Annotated in this window: 24 protein-coding genes; 15 read left to right on the forward strand and 9 right to left on the reverse strand. The window is 61.6% G+C overall.

The annotated features are described in order from the left end of the window. Positions 1-14: 14 nt before the first annotated feature. A complete protein-coding gene (locus ACQZ5H_RS25025) occupies positions 15-1055 on the reverse strand; it encodes a glutamine synthetase beta-grasp domain-containing protein (protein WP_112714086.1) in 1041 nt (346 codons plus the stop codon). 390 nt (positions 1056-1445) lie between these two features. Between ACQZ5H_RS25025 and ACQZ5H_RS25030 the strand changes: the two genes are divergently transcribed. Beyond that, entirely contained in the window at positions 1446-1640 is a 195-nt protein-coding gene (locus ACQZ5H_RS25030) for a DUF2735 domain-containing protein (protein ID WP_112714088.1), read from the forward strand. A 5-nt stretch (positions 1641-1645) separates the two neighbouring features. Here ACQZ5H_RS25030 and pncB read toward each other — a convergent pair whose 3' ends face one another. From pncB to ACQZ5H_RS25065, 7 genes are all read right to left on the reverse strand, one after another. After that, positions 1646-2950 (reverse strand): nicotinate phosphoribosyltransferase, encoded by a 1305-nt coding sequence (pncB, locus tag ACQZ5H_RS25035; RefSeq protein ID WP_112714090.1) that lies wholly within the window; start codon positions 2948-2950, stop codon positions 1646-1648. Positions 2951-3107: 157 nt separating this feature from the next. Beyond that, a complete protein-coding gene (locus tag ACQZ5H_RS25040; RefSeq protein WP_449099254.1) occupies positions 3108-3473 on the reverse strand; it encodes a hypothetical protein in 366 nt (121 codons plus the stop codon). 95 nt (positions 3474-3568) lie between these two features. Beyond that, the gene (locus tag ACQZ5H_RS25045) at positions 3569-4528 is read right to left on the reverse strand and encodes a 2-hydroxyacid dehydrogenase (protein ID WP_449099255.1); all 960 of its coding nucleotides are present in this window, start codon (positions 4526-4528) and stop codon (positions 3569-3571) included. A gap of 8 nt (positions 4529-4536) precedes the next feature. Then, the gene (locus tag ACQZ5H_RS25050) at positions 4537-6174 is read right to left on the reverse strand and encodes an ABC transporter ATP-binding protein (protein ID WP_449099256.1); all 1638 of its coding nucleotides are present in this window, start codon (positions 6172-6174) and stop codon (positions 4537-4539) included. Continuing rightward, a complete protein-coding gene (locus ACQZ5H_RS25055; protein WP_449099257.1) occupies positions 6171-7319 on the reverse strand; it encodes an ABC transporter permease in 1149 nt (382 codons plus the stop codon). Before ACQZ5H_RS25055 ends, ACQZ5H_RS25050 begins: the two co-directional genes overlap by 4 nt. Then, positions 7319-8407: a microcin C ABC transporter permease YejB gene (locus ACQZ5H_RS25060; protein WP_130279349.1), complete on the reverse strand. Its 1089-nt coding sequence runs from the start codon at positions 8405-8407 to the stop codon at positions 7319-7321. The genes ACQZ5H_RS25055 and ACQZ5H_RS25060 overlap by 1 nt, the downstream gene beginning before the upstream one ends. A gap of 151 nt (positions 8408-8558) precedes the next feature. Continuing rightward, positions 8559-10394, reverse strand: a complete 1836-nt coding sequence (locus tag ACQZ5H_RS25065; RefSeq protein WP_449099258.1) for an extracellular solute-binding protein — start codon at positions 10392-10394, stop codon at positions 8559-8561. A 118-nt stretch (positions 10395-10512) separates the two neighbouring features. Between ACQZ5H_RS25065 and ACQZ5H_RS25070 the strand changes: the two genes are divergently transcribed. The 7 genes from ACQZ5H_RS25070 (at position 10513) to ACQZ5H_RS25100 (ending at position 17138) form a co-directional block, all read left to right on the forward strand. Beyond that, the gene (locus ACQZ5H_RS25070) at positions 10513-11085 is read left to right on the forward strand and encodes a hydrolase (protein ID WP_449099259.1); all 573 of its coding nucleotides are present in this window, start codon (positions 10513-10515) and stop codon (positions 11083-11085) included. Between the two features lie 106 nt (positions 11086-11191). Further along, positions 11192-12259 carry a penicillin-insensitive murein endopeptidase gene (mepA, locus tag ACQZ5H_RS25075; protein WP_449099260.1) on the forward strand — a complete coding sequence of 356 codons (1068 nt, stop codon included), beginning with the start codon at positions 11192-11194 and terminating at the stop codon, positions 12257-12259. Between the two features lie 84 nt (positions 12260-12343). Further along, positions 12344-12724, forward strand: coding sequence for a methylglyoxal synthase (locus ACQZ5H_RS25080; protein WP_112385066.1), 381 nt, complete (start codon positions 12344-12346; stop codon positions 12722-12724). 19 nt (positions 12725-12743) lie between these two features. Then, positions 12744-13763, forward strand: coding sequence for a glucokinase (locus ACQZ5H_RS25085; RefSeq protein WP_449099261.1), 1020 nt, complete (start codon positions 12744-12746; stop codon positions 13761-13763). A 93-nt stretch (positions 13764-13856) separates the two neighbouring features. Beyond that, positions 13857-15638 carry an ABC transporter ATP-binding protein gene (locus ACQZ5H_RS25090; protein ID WP_449099262.1) on the forward strand — a complete coding sequence of 594 codons (1782 nt, stop codon included), beginning with the start codon at positions 13857-13859 and terminating at the stop codon, positions 15636-15638. 18 nt (positions 15639-15656) lie between these two features. Beyond that, the gene (gene dapB / locus ACQZ5H_RS25095; protein WP_203429814.1) at positions 15657-16481 is read left to right on the forward strand and encodes a 4-hydroxy-tetrahydrodipicolinate reductase; all 825 of its coding nucleotides are present in this window, start codon (positions 15657-15659) and stop codon (positions 16479-16481) included. Positions 16482-16502: 21 nt separating this feature from the next. Next, a complete protein-coding gene (locus tag ACQZ5H_RS25100; RefSeq protein WP_199629834.1) occupies positions 16503-17138 on the forward strand; it encodes a 2,3-bisphosphoglycerate-dependent phosphoglycerate mutase in 636 nt (211 codons plus the stop codon). A 46-nt stretch (positions 17139-17184) separates the two neighbouring features. On the opposite strand, the gene phnF is transcribed toward ACQZ5H_RS25100, so the two are convergent. After that, entirely contained in the window at positions 17185-17922 is a 738-nt protein-coding gene (gene phnF / locus ACQZ5H_RS25105) for a phosphonate metabolism transcriptional regulator PhnF (protein ID WP_449099263.1), read from the reverse strand. Between the two features lie 100 nt (positions 17923-18022). Here phnF and phnG point away from each other — a divergent pair, with 100 nt between their 5' ends. Genes phnG through ACQZ5H_RS25140 form a run of 7 tightly spaced genes read left to right on the forward strand, consistent with a single transcriptional unit; the run spans position 18023 to position 23180 of the window. Continuing rightward, complete coding sequence (gene phnG / locus ACQZ5H_RS25110; protein ID WP_449099264.1) at positions 18023-18487, forward strand: phosphonate C-P lyase system protein PhnG; 465 nt, start codon at positions 18023-18025, stop codon at positions 18485-18487. Further along, positions 18487-19095, forward strand: coding sequence for a phosphonate C-P lyase system protein PhnH (gene phnH / locus ACQZ5H_RS25115; RefSeq protein ID WP_449099265.1), 609 nt, complete (start codon positions 18487-18489; stop codon positions 19093-19095). The genes phnG and phnH overlap by 1 nt, the downstream gene beginning before the upstream one ends. A 3-nt stretch (positions 19096-19098) precedes the next feature. Beyond that, positions 19099-20205 carry a carbon-phosphorus lyase complex subunit PhnI gene (locus ACQZ5H_RS25120; RefSeq protein ID WP_449099266.1) on the forward strand — a complete coding sequence of 369 codons (1107 nt, stop codon included), beginning with the start codon at positions 19099-19101 and terminating at the stop codon, positions 20203-20205. Further along, the gene (locus ACQZ5H_RS25125) at positions 20202-21080 is read left to right on the forward strand and encodes an alpha-D-ribose 1-methylphosphonate 5-phosphate C-P-lyase PhnJ (RefSeq protein WP_199629839.1); all 879 of its coding nucleotides are present in this window, start codon (positions 20202-20204) and stop codon (positions 21078-21080) included. Before ACQZ5H_RS25120 ends, ACQZ5H_RS25125 begins: the two co-directional genes overlap by 4 nt. Next, positions 21077-21853 carry a phosphonate C-P lyase system protein PhnK gene (gene phnK / locus ACQZ5H_RS25130; protein WP_449099267.1) on the forward strand — a complete coding sequence of 259 codons (777 nt, stop codon included), beginning with the start codon at positions 21077-21079 and terminating at the stop codon, positions 21851-21853. The genes ACQZ5H_RS25125 and phnK overlap by 4 nt, the downstream gene beginning before the upstream one ends. 2 nt (positions 21854-21855) lie before the next feature. Beyond that, entirely contained in the window at positions 21856-22566 is a 711-nt protein-coding gene (phnL, locus tag ACQZ5H_RS25135) for a phosphonate C-P lyase system protein PhnL (protein ID WP_449099268.1), read from the forward strand. Continuing rightward, complete coding sequence (locus ACQZ5H_RS25140) at positions 22563-23180, forward strand: DapH/DapD/GlmU-related protein (RefSeq protein ID WP_449099269.1); 618 nt, start codon at positions 22563-22565, stop codon at positions 23178-23180. The genes phnL and ACQZ5H_RS25140 overlap by 4 nt, the downstream gene beginning before the upstream one ends. The last annotated feature ends 70 nt before the right edge of the window (positions 23181-23250 follow it).

Here is a 23250-nt window from a genome sequence, read left to right on the forward strand (position 1 = left end):
AAACCCTTTTAGCCTCAGGCAGCAGCCGAAGCCGAACCCGACAGCGGAACTTCCGAGATCGTCTTCAGAACCTGGGAAGCGATCTGGTAGGGGTCGCCCTGAGAGTTCGGGCGGCGATCTTCCAGGTAGCCCTTGTAGTCGTTCTTGACGAAGGAATGCGGAACGCGGATCGAAGCACCACGGTCGGCAACGCCGTAGGAGAACTTGTTCCACGGAGCCGTTTCGTGCTTGCCGGTGAGGCGCTTGTCGTTATCAGGACCGTAGACAGCGATGTGAGCGTCGAGGTTCTTTTCGAACTGCGCCATCAGGGCTTCGAAATAAGCCTTGCCGCCAACTTCGCGCATGTACTTGGTCGAGAAGTTGCAGTGCATGCCCGAGCCGTTCCAGTCGGTGTCGCCGAGCGGCTTGCAGTGATATTCGATGTCGATGCCGTACTTTTCAGTCAGGCGCTGCAGCAGGTAGCGTGCCATCCAGATCTGGTCGGCGGCCTTCTTGGAGCCCTTGCCGAAAATCTGGAATTCCCACTGACCCTTGGCCACTTCGGCATTGATGCCTTCGTGGTTGATGCCGGCAGCGAGGCACTGGTCGAGATGCTCTTCGACGATTTCGCGGGCAACCGGGCCAACGTTGGACGAGCCGACGCCGCAGTAATACGGACCCTGCGGAGCCGGGTAGCCCTGCTCCGGGAAGCCGAGCGGACGGCCGTTTTCGTAGAAGAAGTATTCCTGCTCGAAGCCGAACCATGCATCTTCGTCGTCGAGAATGGTCGCACGGCTGTTGGACGCATGCGGGGTAACGCCATCAGGCATCATGACTTCGCACATGACGAGAACGCCGTTCGTGCGAGCCGGATCCGGATAAACTGCGACCGGCTTCAGGACGCAATCAGAGCTGCGGCCTTCGGCCTGCATCGTGGACGAACCATCGAAGCCCCAGAGCGGGAGCTGCTCGAGCGTCGGAAACGCGTCGAATTCCTTGATCTGCGTCTTGCCGCGCAGGTTCGGTACAGGAGTGTACCCATCGAGCCAGATGTACTCGAGCTTATACTTTGTCATTGGCCAGTCTCTCAAACGTGTGCGTGTCACAAATCCTGAGGGTGCGTTTCACCAGCGGATGCACACTAACAAGCACGTAGCGTGCCAGTTCGAAATTCGCCCTTCAGGGTGCGTCAAAACGCGCAGGCAGGGCGCCGGGGAGACCGGACGTTAACTTTCAATGAAAGCGGGGGGTTAGGCGGGAACTGGCGGGCGATGGCTGCGTTTTTCTTCAAAGGCCCAAACGCCTGAAAAAGATGCAGGAGCCACAGAAGTTTTCACACATTTTATCAACTGCTTACGAAGCCCACAATAATTGCCTATATTTTGAGCCATTTGCGCAAATCATGGGCAATCTGTTATTATCACTGCCCGGATGACCGGTACGCATAGATAATGGAAGGCGATAGGATGCCGACAAGTTTTCAAGGCGAATCCGCAAAGATCTACCAGTTCCCCGTCAAGTTCCGCCGTCCCGGCGAGCGCTTTGGCGCGAAGGATCCGCTCGCGATCGATCCCAACATCTGCGATGCGGCTTTCGACAGCTGGTATCACCAGGATGCGATCCGCGAAGAGGAAGAAGACAAGCGCAAGCCGCACGCCTGATCACATCAGACGAATACTTCCTGATCGACGCGATCTTCCGCGCCGAAGAATTTCAGATAGCGCTCGACTTCGGCCGGCTCACCTGTAGCCTTTTGCGGATTGTCTGAGAGCTTGACTGCAGGGCGGCCATTGGCGTCGCTGACCTTGCAGACGACGGAGATCGGGTTCAGCCCGGAGATCTCGGTCGGTGCGCAGCCGGCAAAATCATTCGTCAAGTTGGTTCCCCAGCCGAAGCTCATGCGGACCCGTCCCTCGAAATGCTTGTAGGTGTCGATGATCGCGTCGACATCCAGACCATCCGAGAAGATCAGAAGCTTCTGGCGCGGATCGCGGCCCATCTTCTTCCACCACTCGATGATCTTCTCACCGCCCTCGACCGGCGGCGCGCTGTCCGGACGGAAGCCGGTCCAGTCGGCAACCCATTCCGGCGCGTCGCGCAGGAAGGCCGTGGTGCCGAAAGCATCCGGCAGGACGATCAGCAGGTTGCCGCCATAGAGGCGGTTCCAGTCGCGCAGAACCTTGTAGGGCGCCTTGGCAAGGTCGTCGTCCGTCTGCGCGAGCGCGGCTGCGACCATCGGCAGTTCGTGGGCATTGGTGCCGACGGCTTCCAGATCGGAGTCCATGGCGAGCAGAACATTGCTAGTACCGGTAAAGGCCGGGCCGATGCCTTCCTTCAGCGCCTCGACGCACCAGCGCTGCCACAGGAAGCTGTGACGACGGCGCGTGCCGAAATCGGAAATCCTGAGACCCGGGAGTTCCTTCAATCGCTCGACCTTGGTCCACATCCTGGCCTTGGCACGGGCATAGAGAACATCGAGCGTGAAGGGACCGAGCGCCTTCATCGCCGAGCGCGAGCGCAGTTCGTTGATGATCGCCAACGCCGGGATTTCCCACATCGTCGTCTCCTTCCAGGAGCCGTGGAAATCCAGAACGTATTGGCCATCCTTCTTGGAGAGCTCGTATTCCGGCAGCTGGAAATGCGAAAACCAGGCGAGGAACTCAGGCTCGAAAATCTGGGCGCGACCATAGAAGCTGTTACCGGCGAGCCAGATCATCTCCTTCTTGGAGAGACGCAGCGTGCGTGCGTGATCCAGCTGTTCGCGCAACTCGCCCTCGTCGATCTCTTCGGCGAGGAGTACCCGCTTCGTGCGGTTGATCAGCGTGAAGGTTGCGTTGACGTCGGGATAGAGCTTCCAGATCATCTGCAGCATCAGAAGCTTGTAGAAGTCCGTATCGATCAGGCTGCGGACGATCGGGTCCAGCTTCCAGGCGTGATTGTAAACGCGTCTCGCGATATCGGTCTTGGCCATGCTCCACCCCATGCATACCGGCCGGGTGCGCGGCACATGACGGCCGGTCCTGTGCGTCTTCTTATCGAAAAATCATACGGTAAAGTCCAGTGCAAATACAAAGCCCTGCCGCGGGAAGCGGCAGGGCCTTTGATGATCGCCTAGACCCAATACCCCATTACTGCGCAGAGGGCGCTGCCGGTGTCGCCGGGGTCGCAGGCTGGGCGTTGCCAGCGGGAGCCGAATTGTTCGGCGTCTCGGTCGGTACGCCATTGCCATTCTGCAGCGACGGGGCTGCCGGCGGCGCCGGCTGCTCAGACTGCAATTCCTGGCCGGGCTGCTGCGGCGCAACCTCGCTGGCCTCACGCTTGCCCCAGATCTCCACCGGGATCCAGACAATGAAGGCGAGCACGAGAGCGACGATCAGAACCGTCAGAATACGCTTGCCGGTACGGCCCTGCTTGGCCTTGACCGGAGAAATCTGCTCTTCTTCATGAAGCTTGCCATCGGATTTTTCCCAGCGGGTTTCCATCTGATGCGCCATGCCTGTCTCCTTCCGATTTCTGGGCAGCCGCGATGCGGTCTGCTGCAGAGCCTACGGAAGAACAACGAAAAGAGGCTGCGAAGGTTCCCGACCGCTCAGTAACCGGCGGTGCGATCGACCAGGAACTGCAGGGGCTCGCCGCGCTCGAAGCGGGCGATCTGCTGCTCGACATGGCGGAAGAGCGCATTTTCCTCTGAGATCGCCGCGTCATGGGGGGTGATGAAGACGCTGTCGAGACCCCAGAGCGGATCGTCGGCGGGCAAAGGCTCCACCTCGAAGACGTCAAGCGAGGCACCGCCCAGAATGCCGCCTTCAATCGCGGCAACGATATCGGCCTGAACCTGGCTCTTGCCGCGCCCGGCATTGACGAAGATCGGCTTGCCGAGGGCGCCGCCCTGGCGGAGCTTGCCGAACAGGCCGGCATTGTAGAAGCCCGTCGTTTCCGGCGTCAGCGGCAGCAGGCCAACGAGGATATCGGTCTTCGACAGGAAGCGATCGAGGCCTGCGGCATCGAAAGTCTCGACGCCTTCGAGTTCCTTCTTCGTGCGCGACCAGCCGATGACGTTGAAGCCCATGACCTTGAGCTTGCGGACGGCATCCTGGCCGAGCACGCCGAGGCCCATGACGCCGACGGTGACTTCGGCCGCTTCCGGAGGCGCCGCCTTGCCCCAGATGCGATCGCGCTGGTGCCGGTCGTGGCCGCGCTGGTCGCGCAGGTGCATGAGGCACTGCATGACCACCCATTCGCTCATCCGCACTGTCAGGCTGCGGTCGACGAAGCGGACGATCGGCACATCGGGCAGGCCCGGCAGGGTCATGATGCTATCGACGCCGGCGCCGCCTGAAAAGATGATCTTGAGGTTCGGTGCCCGGTCGAAAAGATCAGCATCCGGCTTCCAGAGCAGCGCGTATTCGCAGGCGCTGAGATCCCTGCCCTTGGTCTCGGGATCGGCGAGATTGATGCTGCCGCGATCCGCAAAGGCGGTTTTCAGGATGCGGGCGATGCCCTCAGCATTGAACTTGAGATCGACGAGAATGGGCGGTCTTGCGGACATGGTCTTCTTTACTGCTGCACGGCAGGCGTCGGCACTGCCTCGATGTTGAACGCGGCGGCCATCAGCGCCTTGGTGTAATCGTCCTTCGGCGCGCTGAAGATCTCGGCCGACGGCCCCTGCTCCACCACCTTGCCGAAGCGCATGACGATGACATCGTTGGCGAGCGCTTTGACGACCTTCAGGTCATGGCTGATGAAGAGATAGGCGAGATCATGCTTCTTCTGCAGATCGCGAAGGAGATCGACGACCTGCGCCTGGACGCTCATGTCGAGCGCCGAGGTCGGCTCGTCGAGCATGACGAAGCGCGGCTTCAGCACCATGGCGCGGGCGATCGCAATGCGCTGCCGCTGACCGCCGGAAAATTCATGCGGGTAGCGCCAGCGGGTCAGCGGATCGAGACCGACTTCCTCCAGCGCCCAGCAGACGCGCTGGTCACGCTCCTCGTGCGTGAGCGAGCGCTCATGTACCTTCAGGCCCTCAGCGATGATATCGCCGACCGACATGCGCGGGCTGAGCGATCCATAGGGATCCTGGAACACGACCTGCAGCTGGTTGCGCAACGGGCGCATCTGGGTGAACGAATAGCTCGCTATATCCCTTCCGACGAAGCTGATGCGGCCCTTCGACGAGATCAGCCGCGTCAGCGCCAGTCCGAGTGTCGTCTTGCCGGAGCCGGATTCGCCGACGACGCCGAGCGTCTGGCCGGCGCGCAGCGACAGATCGATGCCATCGACCGCCTTTACGTGATCGACGACCTGGCGCATCAGCCCGGCCTTGATCGGGAACCAGACGCGGACATCGTTGCCTTCGATGACGACAGGCTTCGAGGGATCGGCGAGCGGCGGCTCTCCGCGCGGTTCGGAAGCCAGCAGGTGTCGGGTATAATCGTGCTGAGGGCGGGTGAAGACTTCTTCCACCGTGCCGGTTTCGACGATCTTGCCCTTGGTCATGACGCAGACGCGATCGGCAAATTTGCGGACGATGCCGAGATCGTGGGTGATGAAGAGCATGGACATGCCATGCTCGCCTTTCAGCTGGCGCAGAAGCTCGAGGATCTGCGCCTGGACGGTGACATCAAGCGCCGTCGTCGGCTCGTCGGCGATCAGCAGTTCCGGGCGATTGGCGAGCGCCATGGCGATCATCACGCGCTGACGCTGGCCGCCGGAGAGCTCGTGCGGATAGGCCTTCAGCCGCTTCTCCGGCTCGCGGATGCCGACCTGATTGAGTAGTTCGAGCACACGCTTTCGCGCGGCGGCACCGGTTACGCCCTGATGGAGATCGAGGATTTCGGCAATCTGCTTCTCGATCGAGTGGAGCGGATTGAGCGAGGTCATCGGCTCCTGGAAGATCATCGTGATGTCGTTGCCGCGCACCTGGCGCAGCTCCTTGTCCGATGCCTTCAGGAGATCCTTGCCCTTGAACAGGATCTGGCCCGTCGGGTGGCTCGCCGAGGGATAGGGAAGCAGCCGCAGGATGGAGTTTGCCGAGACGGACTTGCCGGAGCCGGACTCACCGACCAGCGCGACGACTTCGCCCTTGCGGATGTCGAAGGAAATGCGATCCACAGCCAGCGATGTTTCGCCGCCCTGATGAAAGGCGACGGACAAATCCTTGACCGAGAGGAGGGTTTCAGGGCTCTCGCTCATTGGAAGGTCTTTCTTGGATCGAAGGCATCGCGCACCGCCTCGCCGATGAAGATCAGCAGCGAGAGCATGATCGACATGGCAAAGAAGGCGGTGAGCCCGAGCCACGGCGCCTGCAGATTGGATTTGCCCTGCGCGATCATCTCACCCAGCGACGGCGAGCCTGGCGGCATACCGAAGCCGAGGAAGTCCAGCGAGGTCAGCGTGGTGATCGAGCCCGAGAGAATGAAGGGCAGGAAGGTCAGCGTCGCGACCATGGCGTTCGGCAGCAGATGGCGCCACATGATGGTTCGGTTGTTGACGCCGAGCGCGCGGGCGGCGCGGACATATTCGAAGTTTCTGGCACGCAGGAATTCGGCGCGCACGACACCGACGAAGCCGACCCAGGAGAACAAGAGCATGATGCCGAGCAGCACGAAGAAGCCCGGCGGCAGGATCGCGGCGATGATCAGCAGGATGTAGAGAACCGGCATCGATGACCAGATCTCGATAAAGCGTTGCAACAGCAGATCGGTCCAGCCGCCGAAATAGCCCTGGACCGCGCCCGCCGTCACCCCGACGACTGCCGAGCAGATCGTCAGTGCCAGGCCGAAGAGCACGGAGATACGGAAGCCATAGATGACGCGGGCCAGCACATCGCGTGCCTGATCATCCGTGCCCAGCCAATTCAGATTGCCATAGTTGCAATTCGGATCGTTGACGCCCTGCGGGTAGCCGGAGCAGCGTTCCTCGGAGCTCATCAGCCAGAAAGGCGGCGTCGGCGCCGAGCGCGGAATGTTCGAATTGACCGACCGGTAGGAGTAATGGATCGGCGGCCAGATCATCCAGCCATTGGCATTGATTTCGTCGGAGATGACATCAGAGCGATAGTCCGTCTCCGCCAGGAAGCCGCCGAATTTCTCTTCCGGGTAATCGATAACGACGGGGAAGAGGATCTCGCCCTTGTAGGACGCGATGATCGGCTTGTCGTTGGCGATCAGTTCGGCAAACAGGGTCAGCACGAAGAGGACCATGAACAGCCAGAACGACCAGTAGCCGCGCCGGTTCGCCTTGAAATTCCGCCAACGGCGGACGTTTGTCGGCGACAGCAGGCCCCTGCGCGGCGGCTTGACGGGCGTCGCCGTCGCAGGATTTGCAGCGGTATCCATCAGACGTCCCTCCGCTCGAAGTCGATGCGGGGATCGATCCAGGTGTAGATCAGGTCCGAGATCAGGCTGACGAAGAGGCCGAGCAGCGAGAAGATATAGAGCGTCGCGAAGACGATCGGGTAATCGCGGTTGACGACCGAGAGATAGCCGAGGCGGCCGAGGCCATCGAGCGAGAAGATGTTCTCGATCAGCAGCGAACCCGTGAAGAAGGCCGAAATGAAGGCGCCGGGGAAGCCGGCGATGATGATCAGCATGGCGTTGCGGAATACGTGACCATAGAGCACCTGGCGTTCATTCAGGCCTTTTGCGCGCGCCGTCGTCACATACTGCTTCTTGATCTCCTCGATGAAGGAGTTCTTCGTCAGCAGCGTCGTCGTGGCAAAAGCGGCGAGCGAGAGCGAGATCAGCGGCAGCGTCAGATGCCAGAAATAGTCGAGCGGCTTCTGCCACCAGGCGAGCTGGTCGAAATTATCCGAGACCAGGCCGCGCAGCGGGAACCAGTCATAGAAGGAGCCGCCGGCGAAGAGAACGATCAGCAGGATACCGAACAGGAAGCTCGGAACTGCATAGCCGACAATGATCACGCCCGATGTCCAAACATCGAAGGTCGAGCCGTCCTTGACCGCCTTGCGGATGCCGAGCGGAATCGAGATCACGTAGGAGAAGATCATGATCCAGACGCCGAGCGAAATCGAGACCGGCAGCTTATCCTTGATCAGGTCGAGAACCGAGGTGTTGCGGAAGAAGCTCTCGCCGAAATCGAAGCGGATGTAGTTCCACATCATCTCGCCGAAGCGAGTGAGCGGCGGCTTGTCGAAGCCGAACTGCTTTTCGAGCTTGGCGATCAATTCAGGATCGAGGCCCTGGGCGCCGCGATATTTCGAGCCTTCATCACCGCCTTGTCCCAGCAGATCTCCACCGCCGCCTGATAGGCGCTGGTCGGCGCTGTCGGCCTGGCCGGTCAGCTGGGCGATCACCTGCTCGACCGGGCCGCCGGGCGCAAACTGGATGACGGTGAAGGAGATCGCCATGATACCGACGATCGTCGGTATCATCAGAAGCAGGCGGCGAAGGATATAGGCTCCCATCAGCGCGCGGCCTTCCAGGTCTTGAATTTCGCCGGGATGCGCATCCTGTCAGAAGTCGTCAATCCATAAGCCTTTCGCCGGTTAGCCCGGCTTCTTCATGGTGATTCGAATGGACCATTTGGACCCCAGCGGCCCTGCCAATGCAAGTCCGCTATTTCGCGTCCTTCGACCACCAGACTTCGGGGAAGCCGATGGAATATTCGGGATAAGCGGCCGGATGCGTTAGCTTGTCCCAATAGGCGATCCAATAGGTTTTCCGGTAGAACAGCGGAATGACGTAGTGATTGGCCAATAGCACGCGATCCATCGCCTTGATCGCGGCGACCTGCTCGTCGCGGTTGGGCGCAAAGATGATCATCTTCACCAGCGCATCGACTGCCGGATTAGCGATGCCGGCATAGTTGCGCGAGCCCTGCTGATTGACAGAACCAGAACCCCAGTAGTCTGCCTGCTCGTTACCGGGGTTCATGGTTTCACCCCAGACATTCCAGATCATGTCATAATCGAAGCTGCGCGCCCGGTTTGTATATTGCGAGGCATCAACGGTGCGGACCCGCGCATCGATACCGATCTTTTTCAGGTTATTGGCATAGGGCACGGCCCAGCGTTCCAATATCGGACTGGCAAGCAGGATTTCGAAACTCATCGGCTGACCCGTCGCGGAGTTCACCATCCGGTTGCCCTTGATTTCCCAACCAGCCTCTTTCAGCAGAGCAATCGCTTTGCGGAGATTGTCCCGGCTCTTTTGCGGATCGCCACCGACCGGGTTGGTATAGGGCGTCGTGAATATCTCCGGCGGCACCTTGTCCTTGAGACCCTGCAAAAGCTCCAGTTCACGGCCCTCGGGGAGGCCGGAAGAAGCGAGATCGGTATTCCAGAAATAGCTGTCGACGCGCGTGTAGCTGCCAAAAGCCACTGTGCGATTGATCTCTTCGAAATCGAAACCGTAGTTCAGCGCTTCACGTACGCGTTCATCCTTGAAGAGGTCACGCCGCATGTTTGGCACCAGGGCCTGCATGATCCCTGCCGCGCGAAGCGGATTGGGGACGTCTTCCTTCTTGACCCGGCCATCCTTCACCGCGGGAAAGTCGTATCCCGTGGCCCAGCGGCTGGCCTGTGTTTCCTGCCAGTAATCGGTATTGCCGGCACGAAACGCTTCGAACTCGACGTCGCGGTCGCCGAAGTATGTGTAGAGAATATTGCGGAAATTGTTCTGGCCGACGTTTACGGGAATGTCCTTGCCCCAGTAGTCGTCACGCAGTTCGTAGCGGACGGTCGCCCCGGCGGAGAAGGCGGCAATTTTGTACGGTCCCGACCCCATAACAGGCTCAAGCGTCGTCTTGGAAATGTCGCGTGGCTTTCCGTCGGCGCCCGTGGCTTCCCACCAGTGCTTCGGCAGGACAATGACCTGGCCGAGAATGTTAGGCAGTTCCTTGTTGTTCTTCTCGTCGAAGGTGAATTTCACGTCGCGGTCGCCGACTTTTTCGGCCTTCACGACGTGCTTGTAGTAGTTCGACAGAAGCGGATTGAGCTCTTTCGATTTGTCGAAGCTGAAGATCACATCATCCGGGGTGACCGGCTGGCCGTCCGCCCATTTAGCCTCGGCGCGGAGCCGGAAGGTGGCGCTTGACACGTCGGCGGGATAGGAAACCCCTTCGGCCAGCAAGCCGTAGGATGAAAGCACTTCGTCGTCGGCTGACTTGAGCAGCGTCTCGAAGACAAGGCTCAATCCAACCGCGGCATCTCCCTTCGAGAGCAACGGATTGAATGTATCAAAAGTGCCTGCGGTCGAGAGCTTGGCATCGCCGCCCTTCGGCGCATCGGGATTGACGTAGTCGAAGTGCTTGAAGCCGGGCTGGTACTTGAGTTCACCGATTGACGACGTGCCGATCTGGAAATTCTGCTCCTGGGCTTTGACGGGCAAGGCCAGTGCGCTCAGTGCCACGAGAGCAACAACCAGACTTTTCTTCGACCCCACAAATGCCATTCGCCAACCCCTATTGTTTCGGTTTCGGCGAGAATAAGGAAAATGGCGGCGAAAAACAGGAGAGAGTTTGGTTTTTGCCGTTCTCGCGAAATTTTGACTAGTCGTTCGGAGCCCCCTCATGTCCCTTTACGATCCCAAGACCACCGCGCTTATCTCTATCGACCTGCAGGCCTTTATCACCAGCCGGCCGGTTGCTCCTCATAGCGCTCAGCAGGTCATTGAAAACACGGCAGCGATTGCCAGGCAGCTGAAATCACAGGGTGGAACGGTCATTCTGGTGACCGTCGGTTTCTCTGCTGATTACGCTGACGCCGTCAACCATCCAGCCGACGAACCGGCGAGCTTCCCGAAAGGCGGCTTGCCCGCCACTGCGCTTGAGGCGCCGCCGGAGATCGCCGCGCTGACGGTCGATGCCCATGTCGTCAAGCGCCAGTGGAGCGCCTTCTACGGCACCGATCTCGACCTTCAGCTTCGCCGCCGCGGCATCAAGACGGTAATCCTCGCCGGGATCGCGACCAATTTCGGTGTCGAGTCGACCATTCGCGACGCCTATGCGCATAACTACGCGGTCATTGCCGCCGAAGACGCGATGACGAGCTTCACCGCGGAGATGCACGGATTTTCGTGCGAGAAGATCCTGTCGCGGCTGTCGCGGGTCAGAAAGACTGCCGATATCCTCGCCAATCTCTGAGCGGAGGCAAAGCACCTAGGCGCGAGCACCATGAAAACACCGATTCACCCGAATTGCTTTTCACGGTAAATTCGACCGCAAATCACTGGCAATTTCGGGAATTCGCATGACGCTCCGCCTCGCTTCTTCCAAGATTTTCGGCAAACTCGCCTTGGCGGGTGCGCTGGGCGTCGGCCTCGTCTCGGCCGATGCGGGCGCGCAGCAGAAGCAGCCGAGCCCGGGAAGCGCGAAGGCAATCTTCGGCTCGGTGTCGCTTCCTTCCCAGGGGCCGGCACAGCCGATCGGCTTCTATGCCAAGGGCTGCATGTCGGGCGCCGTGGCGCTTCCCGCCGACGGACCGACCTGGCAGGCGATGCGGCTTTCGCGCAATCGCCGCTGGGGCAATCCGGCGATGATTTCGCTGCTCGAGCGCTTCTCGCGTGACGCGCAGCAGCAGATCGGATGGCCGGGCATTCTCGTCGGCGATATCGCGCAGCCGCGCGGCGGACCGATGTTCAATGGCCACGCCTCGCATCAGGTCGGCCTCGACGCCGATATCTGGTTCACGCCGATGCCATCGCAGCGGATGAATGCTCAGCAACGGGAAGCCCTGCCTTTCACGACCATGCTGCAGAAGGGCAAATTCCTGACCGTCGACCCGAAGATCTGGACCCAATCGCGCGCCGAACTTCTGATGCTTGCCGCGAGTTATCCGCAGGTCGAGCGCATCTTCGTCAATCCGGCGATCAAGAAGAAGATGTGCGACACCTGGACTGGCGACCGCACCAATCTAGGCAAGCTGCGTCCGGAATATGGTCACGATTCCCACTTCCACATCCGCATGAAGTGCCCGCCGGGCGCCGCTGCCTGCAAGCCGCAGGCGCCCGTTGCTGCCGGTGACGGCTGTGACAAATCGCTGGCGTGGTGGTTCACCAAGGAACCCTGGGCGAAGCCCGCACCGCCGAAGCCGAATGCGCCGCCGCCGAAGCCGCCGCGCGAGGGCATGGTCTCCGATCTGCCAAAAGCCTGCGCTGCCATTTTGGCCGCCCCGTCCGTCTCCTCGGTTGCCGAAGCAACCTATGGCGGCGGCTCGGCAGCGAGCGCTCTGACGGCGGTACCGGCAGCGGCTCCCGCCGTTTCCGACCAGGGCCTTCCCGCCATCGGCCCGGTTCCTGACGACAAGCCGATGCAATGATTACCGTGAGGCTTGTGTTTCAAATCGCCGGCTTGGTATAGAAGCGGCCAAATCGATTGAAACCCGGGATGGAGGTCCTTTCTCATGGCCGGCGGCAAGTGCCTTGCATTGATTGCTCATGACCAGAAGAAGGACGACATGGCGGAATTTGCCCGCCGCAACCGCGACCTTCTCGCCAAATGGAAGATCGTCGCGACCGGCACGACGGGCGGCCGGGTTCTCGACGCCGTCCCTGACCTCGATGTCACCCGTCTGAAAAGCGGCCCTCTCGGCGGCGACCAGCAGATCGGCGCGCTGATCTCGACGGGTGAAATCGGCGCCCTGATCTTCTTCGTCGACCCGCTGACCCCGATGCCGCATGATGTCGACGTCAAGGCGCTCATGCGGCTCGCGATCGTCTACGATATCCCGATGGCGCTCAACGAAGCGACCGCAGACAAACTCATCCCGACCCTGAAAGCTTGAAACGGAAGAGGCCCAATCCATGCTTGATGCCAGCGATGCCCATATGCCCTTCCCGATCCTGATCGGCGATATTGGCGGCACGAATGCGCGCTTCTCCATTCTCGCCGACGCCACAGCCGAGGCGGTGAATTTTCCGAATGTCCGGACGGCCGATTTCGAGACGATCGACGATGCCATCAAGGCGGGCGTTTTCGCCAAGACGGATTTGCGGCCCCGCTCGGCCATTCTTGCCGTTGCAGGCCCGATCAACGGCGACGAGATCCCGCTGACGAACTGCGACTGGGTCGTGCGTCCGCATACGATGATTTCCGGCCTCAGCATCGAGAACGTTCTCGTCGTCAACGATTTCGAGGCGCAGGCACTGGCGATCTCTGCACTTGGCTCCAATGACCGCGAGCAGATCGGCCCCGCCTCGGGCGACTTGATGGCTTCGCGTGCTGTTCTCGGACCGGGCACCGGCCTTGGCGTCGGCGGTCTCGTTCATGCCCGCGGTAGCTGGATCCCGGTTCCCGGTGAAGGCGGCCACGTCGATCTCGGACCGCGCTCCAAGCGTGACCTGGAGATTTTCCCCTATATCGAGACGATCGAGGGCCGCGTTTCTGCCGAACAAATCCTCTGCGGCCGCGGCATCATCCATCTCTACCGCGCGATCTGCACCGCCGACGGGCTGGACGTGAAGTACAGCGATCCGGCCGACGTCACGTCCCATGCGCTCGCGGGCACAGACAAGGTGGCCGAGGAGACGATCTCGCTGTTTGCGACCTATCTCGGCCGGCTGGCCGGCGATATCGCCATGCTCTTCATGGCAAAGGGCGGCGTCTATCTCTCTGGCGGCATCTCGCAGAAGATCCTGCCGGCGCTTCGCAAGCCGGAATTCCGCGCCGCCTTCGAGGACAAAGCGCCGCACTCGCACTGGCTGCGCGCCATCCCGACCTACGTCGTCACCCACCCGCTGGCAGCCCTCGCCGGGCTTTCCTTCTATGCCCGCGCACCGGAAACCTTCGGCGTATCGACGGATGGGAGACGCTGGCGCGCCTAAGCCCTGTCTAGCCAAGCCGCCGCCAAATCTTTATAGAGCCCCGCGAGTGCGCGGTTTTGCGCGCACAGGATCCGACACGGGAAGCGCAATTTTTTGGAAAAGTCCGCAAACAATAGCGTCAGTAGCGATACAGTCACCGGCGTGCTGAAGCGCATCATCGCCGAGAACGGCCGCGATCACATCATGGGCTATGCGTTCGCGATCGCCTGTCTTGTGATCGTCGCGCTTTCGACGGCTTATACTGCCTGGATCATGCGCACGATCATCGACGAAGCCTTTGCCAACCGGCGCGGCGATATCGTCTGGGTCATCTGCCTGTCGATCTTCCTCGCTTTTGTCGCCCGCGGCTTTGCCAGCTATGGCCAGGCCGTGGCGCTTTCCAAGGTCGGCAACAATATCGTTGCGCGGTACCAGAAGCGCATCTACGCGCATCTGATGACGCTTTCCGTTGGCTTCTACAACGATACGCGTTCGGCACAGATCGCCGCTCAGGTTAGCCAGAATGTCAGCGGCATCCGCGACGTCATGAACCTGACAATCACGTCGACAGCACGCGACCTGCTTTCGTTCGTCTCGCTGGTCTCGGTGATGGTCTATCAGGATCCGCTGCTCAGCCTGATCATCTTCGTAATGGCGCCGCCGCTGATGCTTGGCCTTCGATATCTTTCCAAGCGCCTCCGCCAGGTAACGAAGGAAGCCATCCATCTCAACAGCCGCGCTTTCGGCGCGATGCAGGAGTCGATCCAGGGCATTTCTATCGTCAAGGCGTTCACGATGGAGAGCGAGCTCGAGAAGCGGGTCAACAAGATTATCGACGTTGCCGAAGGCCGAGCCAACAAGATTGCCCGCCTGTCGGAGCGCAATGCGCCGATGACGGAAAGCTTTGCCGGTCTGGCGGTCGCAGGCGTCCTTGCCTATGCGGCCTACCGGTCGATCTATCACAACGTGCCCCCGGGCGCCTTCTTCTCCTTCGTAACCGCCCTGCTGCTCGCTTACGACCCGCTCCGCCGCCTGGCAAAGCTGCAGGTGCAGATGGAGCGTGCAGCCGTCAACGCGCGGATGATCTACGAACTGCTCGACATGGAACCGCGCCAGCGCGATCTGCCGGATGCCAAGCCGCTGAAGGCAACGGAGGCACGGATCGAGTTCCGGAATGTATCCTTCGCCTATGGCAAGGAACCCGTACTCAATGGTGTCAGCTTCGTCGCCGAAGGCGGCAAGACCACAGCGCTTGTCGGGCCATCGGGTGCTGGCAAGTCGACGATCATCAATCTCATTCCGCGCTTTTACGACCCCTCAAGCGGCGAGATCGTGATCGACGGGCAGGACATCGCGCATGTGACGAAGCAGTCGCTGCGCGAGCAGCTCGCCTATGTCTCGCAGCAGCCATATCTGTTCGAAGGTTCGATCCGCGACAATATCCGCTACGGCCGTCCGGATGCGACGGATGCGGAGATCGAGGAAGCGGCCCGTCTCGCCTATGCGCATGATTTCATCATGGCACAGCCCGACGGTTACGATACTGCCGTCGGCGAGAATGGCGTGACCCTATCGGGCGGCCAGCGCCAGCGCCTGTCGATCGCCCGCGCACTGGTACGCAACGCGCCGATCCTACTGCTCGATGAGGCGACCTCGGCGCTCGATACGGAATCCGAAGCTGCCGTCCAGAAGGCACTCGACGAGGCGATGACCGGCCGCACCGTCGTCGTCATCGCGCACCGGCTCTCCACCGTCGTTCGCGCCGACAAGATCGTCGTGATGCAGCAGGGTCGGGTCGTCGAGGAAGGCAATCACGAGACGCTTGCGAAGCTCGAAGACGGACTTTACGCTCGCCTGAACAATCTCCAGAGGCCGGCGGCCTCGAATACGATCTGATACGGGAATACTGAGGACATGAGCGACGCTGCTATGAAACTGGTTGTGGTTGGGGCAGCAGGGCGCATGGGCCAGACGCTGATCCGGCTGATCGATTCCATCGATGGCGTGACGCTGCATGCGGCGATCGAGCGCGCGGGCTCGCCCTTCGTCGGACGCGATGCGGGCGAGCTTGCCGGGCTCGGGCCGAATGGCGTGATCATCGGCGACGATCCGCTCGCCGCCTTCCTGCATGCCGAAGGTGTCCTCGACTTTACCTCGCCGACGGCAAGCGTAGAATTTGCCGGACTGGCAGCACAAGCGCGCATCGTCCATGTGGTCGGCACGACCGGATGCTCGGATGCCGACGATGCCAAGATCCAGGCGGCCGGGCGCCATGCGCGGATCGTCAAGTCGGGCAATATGAGCCTTGGCGTCAATCTTCTCAGCGTCTTCATCGAGCAGGCCGCCCGAGCGCTCTCGCCCGAGGACTGGGATATCGAAGTTCTCGAAATGCACCACAAGCGCAAGGTCGATGCGCCCTCGGGTACGGCGTTGTTGCTCGGCGAGGCCGCTGCCAAGGGTCGCGATGTCGATCTGAAGACGCAATCGGTCCGGGTCCGCGATGGCCATACCGGTGCGCGCGAAGCCGGTACGATCGGCTTTGCCACGCTGCGCGGCGGCTCGGTGATCGGCGAGCATTCGGTGCTCTTTGCCGGCGAAGGCGAGATCGTTTCGATGTCGCACAGCGCGGCCGACCGCTCGATCTTCGGCCGCGGCGCCATCAAGGCAGCGCTCTGGGCGCGCGACAAGAAGCCGGGTTTCTATTCCATGCTCGATGTCCTCGGGCTCTCTTCACAATAATCCTTACGGAGGCAGACTTTTATGAGCGGCACACTCGTTCTCGTTCGGCATGGCCAGAGCGACTGGAACCTGAAGAACCTCTTCACCGGCTGGAAAGATCCTGATCTGACCGAGCTCGGCATCCAGGAAGCGACGGCCGGCGGCCAGGCGCTTGCCGATTACGGCATCAAGTTCGATGTCGCCTACACCTCGGCGCTGACCCGCGCGCAGCACACGCTTAAGCTCATCCTCGACAAGGTCGGCCAGCAGGGACTGCAGACCATCAAGGATCAGGCGCTGAACGAGCGCGACTACGGCGATCTCTCCGGCCTCAACAAGGATGATGCCCGCGCCAAGTGGGGCGAGGAGCAGGTTCATATCTGGCGCCGCTCGTACGACGTCCCGCCTCCGGGCGGCGAAAGCCTGCGCGACACCGGCGCCCGCGTCTGGCCCTACTACCTGACGGAAATCCTGCCGCGCGTTCTGCGTGGCGAGAAGGTTCTCGTCGCGGCTCACGGCAACTCGCTGCGTTCGCTGGTCATGGTGCTCGACCGCCTGACCCGCGAGCAGGTTCTCGAGCTCAACCTCGCGACCGGCGTTCCGATGGTCTACAAGCTGAAGGCCGATTCCACCGTCGCTTCCAAGGAAGTGCTCGGCGACATGTCCGGCGCTCACTGAGCCGGATTCGCATCAATCAGAAAGCCGGGCCAAGTGCCCGGCTTTTTTAGTTTTCGATGGTGAATTGTACTCGGTCTGCGGCGAAGCGGGTGATGGAATATTGCACGGGAACGCCGTCGAGATCGGTGTTCATCGCCTTGGTGATCAGCAGGATCGCACCCGGCGTCAGCTCCAGATCGGCAATGTCTCCGGCGTCCGCATGCGCGGCAGTGATCTCGGTCGTTGCACGGACGTAGTCCTGCAGGCCGAGCAGCGCGAAGGCCTTGGTAATCGATTCCGTCTTGCGGTAGGTTTCGGCGATATCGGCGAAGCGCGCAGCCGGAAACCAGCTCGTTGCCCGTGAAACCGGGCGCTTGTCAGCCTCCCGCGTCGTTTCCAGCCTGATGACCGCATCGCCGGCGCGCATCTTCAGCCAGCGGGCGACCTCTGCGTCGGCGGACTCCTCGGCGGCCGCCAGCAGGAAGCCGCGCGTTTCCCTGGCCTGGCCGCTGATGCCTGTGGTGAAGCGCGTACGCTTGCTGATCGGAAAGTTCAGCCGCTCCCGGCGCTCGATCAGCGTGCCGCGGCCCTGCACGGCGCGGACGATTCCCTCCTGAGCCAGCGCCGCAAGGGCGCTTCGAACCGTATGCCGGTTGACGCCGAACTGTTCGGCGAGCGCCGTTTCCGGCGGCACCATGCCGGTTTCATCATAGGCGCCGCGGGTGATTGCCTCGCGAATGCGATCCGCTATCTGGCGCCATAGCGCCACCCCCGTCTGCCTCTGTACCTGCTTCAGCCCAGCCATTTCACCCCTGCCATGTCACACGCTTGTCATGTCCCCGATTTAAGCGTAGCTATATCTTGTATGGTTGTCTATATCAATAGACATTTCGAAGGATGTGGCGATGAAACCAGCAGAGAAAATCGAGGCGGCCGACGGCAGGAAGAGAGTGGTCGATCTTCTCGCCCGCTCCGAGCTTGCCGAACTGAATGACGCCTGGGAGGCGCTTGCGAACAAGCCGGAGGTTCAGGCGGTGCGCGGCCCGGAAACGGGACTGGTGATGGTCCGCGGCCGCATCGGCGGTGGCGGCTCGGCCTTCAATCTCGGCGAAGTCACGGTAACGCGCGCAACGATCCGGCTGGCCAGCGGCACTGTCGGCCATGGTCAATCGCTGGGCACCGATCGCAAGAAGGCGCGGCTTTGCGCGATCTTCGACGCTCTCCGGCAGGAAGAGGCAACCAACGCATTCGTCGAGGAAAGGCTGCTTCAACCGATCGCCGAGCGCATTGCCGGCGCGACGCAGCAGAAAGCAGAAGAGACGGCTGCAACCCGCGTCGACTTCTTCACCATGGTTCGCGGAGACGACTGATGGAACTCAGGAACGATACTTTGACCGGCGGCTTTGCCGAGCCGGTCTTCCAGGCCCAGAGCGTCTTCAAGGCGATGATGGATGCCATGGCCCGCCCAGGCTCGATCCAGACGCTGTCGCCAGATGCTGCCCCGCCTGCGCCCATGGGTGCCGCGGCCGGCGCCATCGCGCTGACGCTCTGCGATCATGACACGCCGGTATGGCTTTCGCCTGCCCTCAACAAATCTGCCGTACCGGGCTGGCTGAGCTTTCACACGGGCGCGACCGTCACCACCGAAAAGGCCGAGGCGCGTTTCGCCTTTGTCGACAGCGGCATGGCGCTCTCCACTTTTGGCCTCTTCGCTCCGGGCACGCAGGAATATCCCGACCGTTCGACAACGGTTGTCATCGAGATTGCTGCGCTCGACGGCGGCAAGGCGCTGGCGCTGATGGGACCGGGTATCAAGACCGTGACGGAAATCGCACCGGTGGGACTGCCGGAGACCTTCATCCGCCTCTGGAACGAGAACCGCGTCCTCTTCCCCCGCGGTGTCGACATCGTGCTTGCCGCAGGCAGCAGTTTCCTCTGCCTGCCGCGCACCACCAAGATCACCGCAACGGAGATGTGAACCATGTATGTTGCTGTAAAAGGTGGCGAGGCCGCCATCGCCAATGCCCATCGCCTGCTCGCCGACCGCCGCCGCGGTGACCGTTCGCTTCCGGCAATTGGCATCGAGCAGATCGTCGCGCAGCTGGCGCTTGCCGTCGACCGCGTCATGGCCGAGGCGTCGCTCTACGACCGGACGCTGGCGGCGCTTGCCGTTCGTCAGTCGCGCGGCGACATGATCGAGGCGATCTTCCTGCTGCGTGCCTACCGCACGACACTGCCGCGCTTCGGTTACTCGAAACCGCTCGACACGAGCCGCATGACGATCGAGCGCCGTATCTCGGCGACCTACAAGGACCTTCCGGGCGGCCAGCTGCTCGGCCCGACCTTCGACTATACGCACCGCCTGCTCGACCCGTCGCTGCTGACGGATGAAGAGGTTGAAGAGCCGGCTCAGCGCCAGGCCGAAACCGGCCGCTTCATCCGCGTCTCCGAAATCCTCGGCCAGGAAGACTTGATCGAAGACGATGGTTCGATGCCTGAAGATCACGAGATCGGCGACCTGACGCGCGAGCCGATGGAATTCCCGATGAGCCGGGATCTGCGCCTGCAGGCGCTGGCCCGCGGCGACGAAGGCTTCCTCCTGGCGCTCGGCTACTCGACGCAGCGCGGATACGGCCGCAACCACCCCTTCACCGGCGAAATCCGCATCGGCGAAGTCGAGGTAGAGTTCGACGTTCCCGAACTCGGATTTGCCGTTTCTCTCGGCACCATCCAGGTCACCGAATGCCAGATGGTCAACCAGTTCAAGGGTTCGGCCAAGGCGCCGCCGCAGTTTACCCGCGGCTATGGCCTGGTCTTCGGCCAGAGCGAGCGCAAGGCAATGTCGATGTCGCTGGTCGACCGCGCGCTGCGCGCCGGCGAGCTCGGCGAGGACGTCACTGCACCGGCGCAGGACGAGGAATTCGTCATCTCGCATGCCGACAATGTCCAGTCGACCGGCTTCGTCGAGCATCTGAAACTGCCGCATTACGTCGACTTCCAGGCCGAACTCGATCTCGTGCGCCGCATGCGCCGTGACTTCGAGGCAAGCCGCAACAATGGCGAAGCAATGAAGGAAGCAGCAGAATGACCGATCTTGCCAGCTACAATTTCGCCTATCTCGACGAGCAGACGAAGCGGATGATCCGCCGGGCGATCCTGAAAGCGATCGCCATTCCCGGCTATCAGGTGCCCTTCGCCAGCCGTGAAATGCCGATGCCTTACGGCTGGGGCACCGGCGGCGTTCAGGTGACGGCCTCGATCATCGGTCCCGATGACGTGCTGAAGGTCATCGACCAGGGTGCCGACGACACGACCAATGCCGTCTCGATCCGCGCCTTCTTCCAGAAGGTCGCCAATGTCGCGGTGACCACGCATACGAAGGATGCGACGATCATCCAGACGCGTCACCGCATTCCCGAGGAAAAGCTCGGCACCAACCAGGTGCTGGTCTACCAGGTGCCGATCCCCGAGCCGCTGCGCTTCCTCGAACCGCGCGAGACCGAGACCCGCAAGATGCATGCGCTCGAGGAGTACGGCCTCATGCATGTGAAGCTCTACGAGGACATCGCCCATAACGGCCGCATCTCCAAGACCTATGCCTATCCGGTGAAGGTTGCGGGACGCTATGTCATGGACCCGTCGCCGACCCCGAAATTCGACAATCCGAAGATGCACATGTCGGATGCCCTCCAGCTCTTCGGTGCCGGGCGCGAGAAGCGCATCTATGCGGTGCCGCCCTATACGGAAGTCGTCAGCCTCGACTTCGAGGACTACCCCTTCGAGATCCAGCGCTTCGGCAAGCCCTGCGCGCTCTGCGGCGCCGAAGAGGTATATCTCGACGAAGTCATTCTCGACGACAAGGGCGGGCGCATGTTCGTCTGCTCCGATACCGACCATTGCGAAGACCGCCGCGAACACGGCCATGCCGGCGAAATGCTTGCGCCCAAGGAGGCTGCGGAATGACCGAAACACCGCTTCTCAAAGTCAACGACGTCTCGAAGTTCTATGGCAACCGCATCGGCTGCCGGAACGTCTCCTTCGAGCTCTGGCCGGGCGAAGTCCTGGCGATCGTCGGTGAGTCCGGCTCCGGCAAGACGACGCTGCTCAACTGCATCTCGACGCGCCTGATGCCGACGACCGGCAGTGTCGAGTATCACATGCGCGACGGCAGCTATCGCGACCTCTATCGCATGAACGAGGCCGAGCGCCGCTTCCTGATGCGCACCGACTGGGGCTTCGTGCACCAGAACCCGGCCGATGGCCTGCGCATGACGGTTTCGGCCGGCGCCAATGTCGGCGAGCGGCTGATGGCGATCGGTGACCGGCATTATGGTAAGATCCGCTCGACGGCTATCGACTGGCTGGAGCGCGTCGAAATCAATGCCGAACGCATCGACGACCAGCCCCGCGCCTTTTCCGGCGGCATGCGTCAGCGCCTGCAGATCGCCCGCAACCTGGTGACCGGCCCCCGCCTGGTCTTCATGGACGAGCCGACCGGCGGTCTCGACGTCTCGGTTCAGGCCCGCCTGCTCGATCTCGTCCGCGGCCTCGTCAACGATCTCGGCCTCGCGGCGATCATCCTGACCCATGACCTCGCGGTCGCGCGCCTGCTATCGCACCGGATGATGGTGATGAAGGACGGCAATGTCATTGAGCACGGTTTGACCGACCGCGTGCTCGACGATCCGCGCGAGCCCTATACCCAGCTTCTCGTTTCCTCCATCCTGCAGGTGTGACCATGGCAACGCCACTCGTCGTTTCGGAAGTCGCAAAAAGCTTCACAATGCATCTGCGCGACGGCATCAAGCTGCCGGTCGTCTCGGATGTCACCTTCTCCGTTGCAGCCGGCGAATGCGTCGTGCTCGGCGGCCCCTCGGGCATCGGCAAGAGCTCGCTCCTGAAGATGATCTACGGCAACTATGCCGTCGATACCGGCCAGATCCTGGTCAACCACCAGAGCCGCGTCGTCGATCTCGCCTCGGCCGATCCGCGCACGATCATCGATGTGCGCAAGCGCTCGCTCGGCTATGTCAGCCAGTTCCTGCGCACGGTACCGCGCGTTGCGGCGATCGATGTCGTTGCCGAACCGCTCGTCGCGCGCGGTGTGCCCGCGAGCGATGCCCGCGAAAAGGCAGCCGAGCTTCTCACGAAACTCAATCTGCCTGAGGCCCTCTGGCAGCTGCCGCCCGCGACCTTTTCCGGTGGCGAGCAGCAGCGTGTCAACATCGCCCGCGGCTTCATCACCGATCACACGATCCTGCTGCTCGACGAGCCGACGGCTTCGCTCGACGCCACCAACCGTGCCGTCGTCGTCGGCATGATCGCCGAGAAGAAGAAGGCGGGCGTCGCCCTGCTCGGCATCTTCCATGACGAGGAAGTGCGCGAGGCGGCTGCCGACCGCATTCTCGACGTCCAGAAGTTCTCTCCCAGAAAGGCCATTGCGGCATGACCCGGAAAATCGGCGAAAAGCCCTACATCCACGAGACGGCATCGGTCAGCGATGCCACGCTCGGCCGCTATACCGAAATCTCGGAGCGTTGCCGGATCAGCGAGGTCGAGTTCGGCGACTATTCCTACATCATGCAGGATGGCTCGATCTGGTGTGCGACGATCGGCAAGTTCGTCAACATCGCCGCCGCGGTGCGCATCAACGCCACCAACCATCCGACGTGGCGGGCGACACTGCACCACTTCACATACCGCGCCACCGACTACTGGCCGGATGCCGACATGGAGACGGAATTCTTCGAGTGGCGCCGCTCCAACCGCGTCACCATCGGCCATGATGTCTGGATCGGGCATGGCGCCACGATCCTGCCCGGCGTGACCGTGGGCAACGGTGCGGTGATCGGTGCGGGCGCCGTGGTCTCCAAGGATGTTGCCCCCTACACGATCGTCGGCGGCGTTCCCGCAAAGCTCATTCGCGAGCGTTTTGCGAAGGGTGTCGGCGAGCGGATGGACAAGCTTGCCTGGTGGGATTGGGAGCATTCGAAATTGCGTTCGGCGCTCGAGGATTTCCGCGCGCTTTCGGCCGAAGATTTCCTTAGCCGGCATGGTGCGTAAAGCACCTTCGCCGGCGCCCTTTATGACAGTCATTACACAAAACTGACATTGGAGGTTCATCAAGCAGGAC

The organism is Rhizobium sp. 21-4511-3d (assembly GCF_053522545.1).

Bases quoted from the DNA above. Each gene is read 5' to 3' on its own strand.
- ACQZ5H_RS25025 (WP_112714086.1), bottom strand. From the start codon at position 1,055: ATGACAAAGTATAAGCTCGAGTACATCTGGCTCGATGGGTACACTCCT.
- ACQZ5H_RS25030 (WP_112714088.1), top strand. From the start codon at position 1,446: ATGCCGACAAGTTTTCAAGGCGAATCCGCAAAGATCTACCAGTTCCCC.
- pncB (WP_112714090.1), bottom strand. From the start codon at position 2,950: ATGGCCAAGACCGATATCGCGAGACGCGTTTACAATCACGCCTGGAAG.
- ACQZ5H_RS25040 (WP_449099254.1), bottom strand. From the start codon at position 3,473: ATGGCGCATCAGATGGAAACCCGCTGGGAAAAATCCGATGGCAAGCTT.
- ACQZ5H_RS25045 (WP_449099255.1), bottom strand. From the start codon at position 4,528: ATGTCCGCAAGACCGCCCATTCTCGTCGATCTCAAGTTCAATGCTGAG.
- ACQZ5H_RS25050 (WP_449099256.1), bottom strand. From the start codon at position 6,174: ATGAGCGAGAGCCCTGAAACCCTCCTCTCGGTCAAGGATTTGTCCGTC.
- ACQZ5H_RS25055 (WP_449099257.1), bottom strand. From the start codon at position 7,319: ATGGATACCGCTGCAAATCCTGCGACGGCGACGCCCGTCAAGCCGCCG.
- ACQZ5H_RS25060 (WP_130279349.1), bottom strand. From the start codon at position 8,407: ATGGGAGCCTATATCCTTCGCCGCCTGCTTCTGATGATACCGACGATC.
- ACQZ5H_RS25065 (WP_449099258.1), bottom strand. From the start codon at position 10,394: ATGGCATTTGTGGGGTCGAAGAAAAGTCTGGTTGTTGCTCTCGTGGCA.
- ACQZ5H_RS25070 (WP_449099259.1), top strand. From the start codon at position 10,513: ATGTCCCTTTACGATCCCAAGACCACCGCGCTTATCTCTATCGACCTG.
- mepA (WP_449099260.1), top strand. From the start codon at position 11,192: ATGACGCTCCGCCTCGCTTCTTCCAAGATTTTCGGCAAACTCGCCTTG.
- ACQZ5H_RS25080 (WP_112385066.1), top strand. From the start codon at position 12,344: ATGGCCGGCGGCAAGTGCCTTGCATTGATTGCTCATGACCAGAAGAAG.
- ACQZ5H_RS25085 (WP_449099261.1), top strand. From the start codon at position 12,744: ATGCTTGATGCCAGCGATGCCCATATGCCCTTCCCGATCCTGATCGGC.
- dapB (WP_203429814.1), top strand. From the start codon at position 15,657: ATGAGCGACGCTGCTATGAAACTGGTTGTGGTTGGGGCAGCAGGGCGC.
- ACQZ5H_RS25100 (WP_199629834.1), top strand. From the start codon at position 16,503: ATGAGCGGCACACTCGTTCTCGTTCGGCATGGCCAGAGCGACTGGAAC.
- phnF (WP_449099263.1), bottom strand. From the start codon at position 17,922: ATGGCTGGGCTGAAGCAGGTACAGAGGCAGACGGGGGTGGCGCTATGG.
- phnG (WP_449099264.1), top strand. From the start codon at position 18,023: ATGAAACCAGCAGAGAAAATCGAGGCGGCCGACGGCAGGAAGAGAGTG.
- phnH (WP_449099265.1), top strand. From the start codon at position 18,487: ATGGAACTCAGGAACGATACTTTGACCGGCGGCTTTGCCGAGCCGGTC.
- ACQZ5H_RS25120 (WP_449099266.1), top strand. From the start codon at position 19,099: ATGTATGTTGCTGTAAAAGGTGGCGAGGCCGCCATCGCCAATGCCCAT.
- ACQZ5H_RS25125 (WP_199629839.1), top strand. From the start codon at position 20,202: ATGACCGATCTTGCCAGCTACAATTTCGCCTATCTCGACGAGCAGACG.
- phnK (WP_449099267.1), top strand. From the start codon at position 21,077: ATGACCGAAACACCGCTTCTCAAAGTCAACGACGTCTCGAAGTTCTAT.
- phnL (WP_449099268.1), top strand. From the start codon at position 21,856: ATGGCAACGCCACTCGTCGTTTCGGAAGTCGCAAAAAGCTTCACAATG.
- ACQZ5H_RS25140 (WP_449099269.1), top strand. From the start codon at position 22,563: ATGACCCGGAAAATCGGCGAAAAGCCCTACATCCACGAGACGGCATCG.